The 263-nt window shown below is 57.4% G+C and carries 1 protein-coding gene; it reads right to left on the bottom strand.

From position 1 onward, the window contains the following. On the bottom strand, positions 1–212 hold a 212-nt coding region (locus tag R0J87_RS21590), incomplete at its 3' end, for a hypothetical protein (RefSeq protein WP_498888861.1). Positions 213–263 lie beyond the last annotated feature (51 nt).

Here is a 263-nt window from a genome sequence, read left to right as displayed (position 1 = left end):
ACCGCGTAACTGACAAACCAGTTGCCCTGGCCCCACTCTGCTGCGCCGTACCCAATCATCCCCAGCAGCAGAATAACGAACACCGGCTTTCTGAGCACTGCAGTGTATGACAGGCTTTTACCTTTGCTGCCGGCGGCATGATGCTGCACCACTTTGTGTGCACCCAGCCGGCATCTGTACGCCGCCATTAACACCATTACCAGGGCGGTCATTCTGACCGGCCAGCGCCAGTCGGCAACATACCAGTACAACACAACTGCCCA

Source organism: Halomonas sp. SIMBA_159 (assembly GCF_046536035.1).
Taxonomy (GTDB): Bacteria; Pseudomonadota; Gammaproteobacteria; order Pseudomonadales; family Halomonadaceae; genus Vreelandella; species Vreelandella venusta_A.
This window is presented reverse-complemented; position numbering and strand designations above follow the sequence as displayed.